Here is a 7,683-nt window from a genome sequence, read left to right as displayed (position 1 = left end):
TTGCTTGCCGAATAAGGTTTACCATGCGACAGTGGAAAGCTGCACTCAAATGGTACAGCTCCATAGTAGACAGTGCATGGGCCGGAAGCACATGGAATTAAATTCGTGGGGATCCCTCAGGGTCAGATCACAATTAATATTCACCTGACTCATTTCATGCCTATTTATACTAACCTTGCCTATAGCAATACACTATTGGCATCTACTCTTCAGCCACTTCACACCCGCTTCTTTATTCGAAAATACCCTAAACGGGGCTGGGCTTCTTTGAATCGCAAAAATCATTTTAAGCACTGGCCGTAAAAATGGATTTGGCATGATGTAAGCCACTCCCTGACAATATCGCTGGATTAAGTTGAAGTGTGTTTGCATCCATTGCGCCTGAAGTTTTTGATACGCAATGTTTGGAGTAGGGGCATTTTCTGCGTCAAAAATTAGGCCTATGGGCGCCTTATCATCATAATTTCGATATAACTCGTTAAGATAGTTTTCGAAATTTTCAGGGGTTTCACGTTGCCCTGTGAAGGTGACATAGATAAGCGGTTTGCAACTTCTATCGATGACAGCGTAGGGCTTTGTTGTCGAATCTGTTTTCATAGTGGCGAGCATTAATTTAATTTACGGTATATACGCATAGTTTTCGTTTATGGTCTTAATGTTGCAAGGCGCTTTTTCAGCTAGTGCTTTGCAGGATTTTTTACGTTTTCATAGGGAAGCTAAGGCGAATAGGAAAGCGACGGCGAACCTCATTGGCCCGCCATCTAACCAAAGGCGTTGTTTAATCTGATGCCCTATCAAAGCGTGTTAGATCGTTGAAGGTAATCATGTCACGCAATTCTTTTCCATACTCCTCACCACGTTCAGAATATTTGTTTAAACCGTGGGTAAGCGGTAACCCAGAAATAACAAACCCTTTTTCTCTAAGTGATTGGCGAATAGTGCGAAGCGGTTTGTAGGCATCATGACGATTTAAATTCATCATGTAACTTTCTACCGACTCCGCTGGAGAACGAAAATCAGCAACCTCATGGACTTTTCCAGTATCTCGCGATTTTGGCACTATCCCGCAACCCTTTTTGAAACACCATTGACCAAAAAAGTTGTTGCCCTGCAGGGCAAATCGAGATGTGCCCCAGGCGCTTTCATTAGCAGCTTGCGCAAGCGCTAATGATACCGGAACAATATCAGCACGACGCAGCAGCACGTCGCATGCTGGTTCAGCTTTTAGCTCAGCTTGCTCAACGCCATATTTAACTAAGTATTCATCCAAATCAGCCAAGTTTTCACTGTCTTTTTCACAGGCTTTTTTAATATTGCTTCTATCGGTACTTATTTGTTTATTTAGCTCTATAACAATGGGGCTAAAGTAACTAAAGAATGCGGTTTTACGCTCGGGGCCGGCTGGAAATGCTTTAAAGTCAGGAGGTGTCTCTTTGGCAAAAAACGCGAACCAAGCAACAACGCTTAAAATTAGCACCGCTACAATGGCAATTATAAATTTGGTATTTGGCATTGGATGTTACCTCTTTTATTAGAATGGATTTTATTATGCTAAGACCACAACCTCACCATGCTCTTTTTGTTATTTTAGAACGTTTACGCTTTGAAACCATACAGGTTCTTATTGGCGCTGCAACAATAGGGGGGGAATATGAAATATTATTAAGAAATAGGCAAGGGCTGCTAATTCTCTCTGCCAGCCCTCTATAAATGAATGGTTAAATGAATTGATAGGCCAAATACTGTCCGTAATTGCTTGGTACGTTTCTTTCGAAGCGTACCCTATTTAAGATAAAAGTTAGGCAACAGACGGAGACTTTCTATCACTCTTTTTGTTAATGGCTGAGCGGGCTGCGTGCGTTAGCTTCACCATAGCAGGACGAACCGATTGCGGTGCTAGGCAAGGAGAGTCATATTTGATGAAATATACGTTGCCTGCAGCGTTAATATGAAAACCTTCAATGCATGCGTTTAGCATTTCAATGTGGTCTTCATTGGCTTTTACGCCGTATTGATGTTCTAACATAAGAGCCAACGCATCTTTATGGTCTTCATGCATGTGGTCTATCATCCCTTGCTTATGCTCAACCCATTCGGGTGTAACATAGTGCCAATCTTCGGGCTTAAACCAGTGTATTTCGCCAAAACCGCCAATATAACGAATGCGAGTTGGGGTAATGCGATAAAACTGAAAATCGTGTGCATCAACATAAGCTCGGGCCTGAGGGTACAGCGTAAAGTAGCTTTCAGACTCTTCACAGTCGCTGCCTATTACGCTGGCATCGCCAATCACGGTAACGCGGGCGTTAGCTTGGCTATCGTCTTTATCACTATCAAACACACACAAACTTACTTTAGAATCCGCTTTCATATTTCGGCTGTGCTGAGCAATGTCCGAAGCATACAAAATGAGATCGCCATTATCGGTCATCCAATATGGAGTAACAGAGCCAAAAGGATACCCTTTTAGCGAGAGGCTAACAGTAGATAGCACTCCGGTATGCTGCGTTCGCATTAAACAGCGGGCGTTAAAAATATGGTCAGGCGCTGGCTGATTGTCCATTTTTATTCCTTATTACAAATAGTGAAAGTAAGCATGATTATCGCCGTGATGCTGAACCGAGCCGGATACATTAAAACAGCGATTTAGATGAGATTCTGAGAAAACGTCTTGAGTGCGACCGGATGCAACAACATGCCCTTGATTTAATAAAAGCATAGCATCTGCAATACGTGCTGCTTGATTAATATCGTGCAACACAATAAGAACGGTACCGCCTTCTGTCATAAATTCTTTTAATAGCGAGAAAAAACGACCCTGCTGATATATATCTAATGCTGCAGTGGGCTCATCAAGCAGCAGTACCTTATTTTTAACTCCCTCATGGGATAGTACTTGCAACCAAGCTCGAGCAAATTGCACGCGTTGCCACTCGCCACCAGATAGCTGAGTAATAGGGCGTTGTAAAAAAGATTGAAGCTCTAGGCGCTGCACAATGGTGTCGGTAAATTCAATGCTTTGCTGCTTAGACTCTACCCACGCATGACGAGCTAACATGAGGTATTCCAATACTGTAAACGCAAATTGCGGACGTCGCTGCTGCGCCATTATCGCCCGAGTGGTTGCAAGTTCACCCGCGGGCCATTCATGAAGCTTTTGGCCGCATAAGTTTACTGTTCCCGAAGACGGTGCTAAATCACCGGACAGTACTTTAAGCAGTGTACTTTTACCTGCACCGTTGGCCCCCAGAATTGCACTTAACTGGTTAGAGTGAAAATGCACAGTTATATTGTTGAGCAAAGTTGTGTTACCTACTCTAACGCTCAAGTTATTTGTTTCAAACATGGTATTGTCCTTTGCGTTCTCTTAGCAGTAAGTACAAGAAAAAGGGCACGCCAAGGCAAGAGGTAACTATCCCCACAGGCAGTTCAGAGGGAATAATAAGGATTCTTGCTAATGTATCGGCACTGCCAACTAAGAACGCTCCTGTTAGAGCCGATAGGGGAAGTAGCTTGCGCAAGTCAGGGCCTACAACCATGCGGCATATATGAGGTGTTACTAATCCTACAAAACCCACAATGCCGGTAAAACACACGCAGCACGCTGTTAGCAAGGCAACGGCAAAAAGGCTGCAGCTCTTTACTTTTTGAACGGGAACGCCGAGGTATTTCGCCTCTTGCTCTCCACTTAGCATAAGCGTCAGTTCGGTTTTGTATCGCCACATAAGTGTTGCAGGAAAGCCCACGCCCAATGCGACCAAACCTACTTGCTGCCAATTGGCGCCTGCGTAGCTTCCCATGCTCCAAAAGGTTATTAGGCGCAAGGTTCCATCGTCAGCAACATAGGCGAGTAGCCCCATTAATGTGCCCACGAGTGCGTTTATCGCTACACCGGCCAATATGAGTAATAAAGTGTTAATACCTGAGGTGGTGCGAGCCAGCCTGAACACCAACATGCTTACTACAAGTGCGCCAGTGAATGCAGCGATAGGTAGCAACAATGGCTGCAATACTGCCGGCAATCCCATCGCACCACCAAATACCATTACTACCGCAGCAAAGAGAGCCGCGCCGGAAGACACGCCAATTAAGCCAGGATCTGCCAATGGGTTTCGACAAATACCCTGCATAACTGCACCGCATATTGCTAACCCTGCGCCAGTAATAAGGCTCATCAATACTCTTGGCAAACGTATTTCCCACATCACCTTCATTTGTAAATTGGCGTCTGTGTTATCAGTACCCGTTACACTTTGCCATAGTGCTTCGAGAGAGAGTGACATAGCACCCTGCGAGGCGGCCCACATGACTAGAAGAGGAGCGACAATTAGTAAACCGGCGCAAAGAGTCATAAAGCGCGAGTGATCTCGTGTAAGGAGTCTTTGAGTTTCGCTGACTCTGGCCGCGGGTGGTTGCATTGGTATGGCTGAAGTATGTTCCGACATAAGCAACTCTCTATTTTGAGGTTTTCATATCTTTTATTAGTGCAACACCGTCAGCTAATCGTGGGCTAAGACCCATAAACACTAGCGGGTCAACCACGGTTATATTGCATCCTGTGAGTTCGGCCCACATGCGTAATGCGGGTAACTGACACAACTTTTCTACAGATTGTCCTGCCGCAGCGTGTGAGGGGATAAACAGGCGGCTGGGCTTTGCCACCAGCAATGACTCTGGTGATATGGGTTTATAGCCTTCTAAATCGGCAAATGCATTATTGGCGCCGGCAAGTTTAAACAGTGTGCTAGGCATGGTCTTGGTGCCCGCGGCAACAAGACCGCGACTGCCCACAGAAGCAAAAAAGGCGAGAGTACTTGTATTGGAATGATTGGGTTGTGAAGAGATGTCAGAACTTACTGTATTTAGCTCATTTGAAATATGCGCAATCAGTTTTTTTCCTGCTTCCTCTTGCTTAAAACGCTTTGCAAGGGTGTCGATTAAACCATACAAGCTTTCCACAGAATAATCGTGTTCTACATGAAGTACTTCTACATCGGTTGTTGAAATTTGTGATAACACATCCTCGGGCCCCATGCTGCTGTGACCCACTAAAATATCTGGCTTTTGGGCTAAAACGCCTTCCGGGCTAAGCTGACGGTAATATCCTATTTTAGGCAGGGTAGTGGCTTCAACGGGATACAAACTCGACGTGTCGACAGCAACGATCTGGGCACCAAGGTCAAGAGCAAAAAGTATCTCTGTTACGCTGCCTCCTGCACTCACAATACGTTCATTTCCAAGCTTTTCTGCGTGAGTACTAAAGGTTGCAAAACCAATGGAACAGCAAAGAGAAATAAGTAACCCTTTGAAATATATTTGAAAGTTTTTCATAAAAGCCTCTAAAAATTAACTATTGCAAATACGAATGGTTATCATTAGGATCAAGTTTCTCAGATTGTGTTAATCTTTACAAGAGGAAATCTAATGTCTATTTGTGCTGTCTCTCCCAAACGTTTAGCGCTTTGTATAGCAAGCGCATTGGTGTCTTCACTCAGTGTTGCCGAAGCAATACCAGAGGATGCTGCGTTTGAAACCATCACCATATCTGCTACGCGAAGTGAACGTGATATTAATGAAATTACGTCACATGTGAGCGTTATTGATAGTGAGCAGATTGACGCACAGGTAATGACAGATATTCGTGACCTCGTGCGTTACGAGCCCGGTGTGTCTGTGGAAGGCGGCGGGCGCTTTGGGTTGGCCGGTTTTAATATTCGCGGTATTAACGGCGACAGAGTGCTTATGCTGCTTGATGGTGTGCCCATTGCCGACGAGTTTAGTTTTGGACCAGCGCTTTCAGCGCGTCGAGATTTTGTTGATATTGATATGCTTCAACAAGCAGAGATTATTCGCGGCCCCGCTTCTACATTGTATGGAAGCGATGCTATTGGTGGCGTAGTTGCTTTTATCAGTAAAGATCCTAAACATTTGGTGGCAGAGGGGGAGCGTTTTGGTGGGCGATTAAAGACTGGATACGTTAGCGCTTCTGACGAATGGTGGGTAACTGGGCAGTTGGCCGGCTACGCAGGCGATTGGCAGTGGCTTCTTTCGGGAACAGAACGCCAAGGTCATGAAATTGAGAGCTTCTATACAAAAGGCCCTGAAACGGGCAGTGAACGAGTGGCTGCAGACCCTCAGAAAAACACCAGTACTAGTGGCCAGATAAAGTTGATTTACACGCCAAGTGAACATCACAGGCTAATGCTCATAGCAGATATGCTAAATGGAAGCACCCAAACAGATGTTCAATCTAGCGTGGATACCTTGGTAAGGGGCGTGCTTATTACCGAGAGTTTAGGTGATGATGAAAGAGAGCGTTCGCGGTTTCAATTAAACTATGAATACGACAATGAGCACACGTTGTTTGATAAATTTTTACTACGTGGTTTTGTGCAAGAAACCGATACATTGCAAAAGACTAAAGAAGAACGATTTGGTGCCGTTAGTCGAACTGATCCCACTCCTATCGCATTAGACCGGACACGCTCAAGCCGATTTGAGCAGCGGATTCGCGGCGGAATTCTTCAATTTGACAAATCGTTTAGCGGATGGGGAGAGCACTATTTAATTTACGGTAGTGAATTGCAATTTACTGAAAGCACCTCACTTAGAGAGGGCGCCACATTTGTAACAGAAACCGGCGTTCAGGTACCTGAGTTTACGGCGTTTCCAGCCCGCGATTTTCCAGAGTCTGAAGCCAAAGAATTATCGTTTTTTGTGCAAGATGAAATAAGGTTTTTAGACGGTAAACTAACGGTTTCACCCGGCGTCAGATATGATGAGTTTACACTAAGTCCAAGGGAGGATGCGCTGTTTGCGGCGGCGAATCCAGGAGTGGAAACGGCATCTTTTGACGACAGTGAAGTGTCTGCAAAATTGGGAGCTTTGTACAAGCTTACCGACGGATTGACCATGTGGTTACAGTACGCAGAAGGGTTCAGAATACCGCCATTTGATGACATTAATGTTGGCTTTACAAACTTCGCGGGCGGTTACACCTCGCTGGCCAATCCCGACCTTGAACCCGAGCAAGTTAAAAGTTACGAAGTGGGGCTTCGTGGAGTAAATGCCGAAGTAGATTGGAGCGTCAGTTACTATCATAACGACTATGACAATTTTATCGAGTCGCTCTCAATGGTTGGATTTAATCCGTCTACTGGGTTAGTAGAATTCCAAGCGAAAAACTTATCTGAGGTAACGATTGATGCGCTAGAAGGCGTACGAATAAATACGGCAATCACATGGCTTACCAGTGAAAATGAGGCTACCGGCGAAGAATTAGAGTCTATTCTTCCACCGCAAGCGGTACTGGGCATTGGATATGGTATGCCAGAAGATCCATGGTCTGTAGAGTTCGTTGCGACGGCAGTAGAGCGTTTTGATAGTCAGCAGCAACCCTCAAATGAAGAAGTCCCTCGCTTTTTTGAGGCGCCCGGTTATGTCACCTTTGATTTGTTAGGACACGTGAGATTGGCTGAAGCGCTCAATGTGAACTACGGTATTTTTAATATTACAGATAAAGAAACGTGGATTGGTACAGAAGTTCGAGGACGAACAGGGGTTCTACCCCGTTTTTACGGACGGTTTGATAAAGACGTAAACTTGCTGTCTTGATTTGCTAGTCTACGTCGCATTCTTGGATTATGGAACCGCTCGACGTAATCGAATACGTCAGCTCTCGCT

General features: G+C 45.0%; 6 protein-coding genes and 2 pseudogenes. 1 reads left to right on the top strand and 7 read right to left on the bottom strand.

The annotated features are described in order from the left end of the window. Positions 1-192: 192 nt before the first annotated feature. The 6 genes from GTW09_RS17305 to GTW09_RS17275 all read right to left on the bottom strand — a co-directional run bounded on the left by GTW09_RS17305 (position 193) and on the right by GTW09_RS17275 (position 5,331). Positions 193-597 carry an STAS/SEC14 domain-containing protein gene (locus GTW09_RS17305; protein ID WP_163112872.1) on the bottom strand — a complete coding sequence of 135 codons (405 nt, stop codon included), beginning with the start codon at positions 595-597 and terminating at the stop codon, positions 193-195. A gap of 181 nt (positions 598-778) precedes the next feature. After that, the gene (locus tag GTW09_RS17300; protein WP_163112871.1) at positions 779-1,513 is read right to left on the bottom strand and encodes a glucosaminidase domain-containing protein; all 735 of its coding nucleotides are present in this window, start codon (positions 1,511-1,513) and stop codon (positions 779-781) included. Between the two features lie 285 nt (positions 1,514-1,798). Further along, on the bottom strand, positions 1,799-2,563 hold the full coding sequence (locus GTW09_RS17290; RefSeq protein ID WP_163112869.1) for a HugZ family pyridoxamine 5'-phosphate oxidase: 765 nt from the start codon (positions 2,561-2,563) through the stop codon (positions 1,799-1,801). A gap of 12 nt (positions 2,564-2,575) precedes the next feature. Next, complete coding sequence (locus tag GTW09_RS17285) at positions 2,576-3,346, bottom strand: heme ABC transporter ATP-binding protein (protein ID WP_163112868.1); 771 nt, start codon at positions 3,344-3,346, stop codon at positions 2,576-2,578. Further along, positions 3,339-4,445: a FecCD family ABC transporter permease gene (locus GTW09_RS17280; protein WP_163112867.1), complete on the bottom strand. Its 1,107-nt coding sequence runs from the start codon at positions 4,443-4,445 to the stop codon at positions 3,339-3,341. Before GTW09_RS17280 ends, GTW09_RS17285 begins: the two co-directional genes overlap by 8 nt. Before the next feature lie 10 nt (positions 4,446-4,455). Further along, on the bottom strand, positions 4,456-5,331 hold the full coding sequence (locus GTW09_RS17275; protein WP_163112866.1) for a heme/hemin ABC transporter substrate-binding protein: 876 nt from the start codon (positions 5,329-5,331) through the stop codon (positions 4,456-4,458). Between the two features lie 93 nt (positions 5,332-5,424). Here GTW09_RS17275 and GTW09_RS17270 point away from each other — a divergent pair. Beyond that, positions 5,425-7,542, top strand: a pseudogene (locus GTW09_RS17270) (TonB-dependent hemoglobin/transferrin/lactoferrin family receptor); the annotation flags it as partial. A gap of 21 nt (positions 7,543-7,563) precedes the next feature. On the opposite strand, the pseudogene GTW09_RS17855 reads toward GTW09_RS17270, so the two are convergent. Then, a pseudogene (locus GTW09_RS17855) lies at positions 7,564-7,683 on the bottom strand (IS3 family transposase); the annotation flags it as partial.

The organism is Alteromonas hispanica, from assembly GCF_010500915.1.
Taxonomy (GTDB): Bacteria; Pseudomonadota; Gammaproteobacteria; order Enterobacterales; family Alteromonadaceae; genus Alteromonas; species Alteromonas hispanica.
Note: the sequence above shows the minus strand (reverse complement) of the source record. Positions and strands in the feature narration are given on the sequence as shown.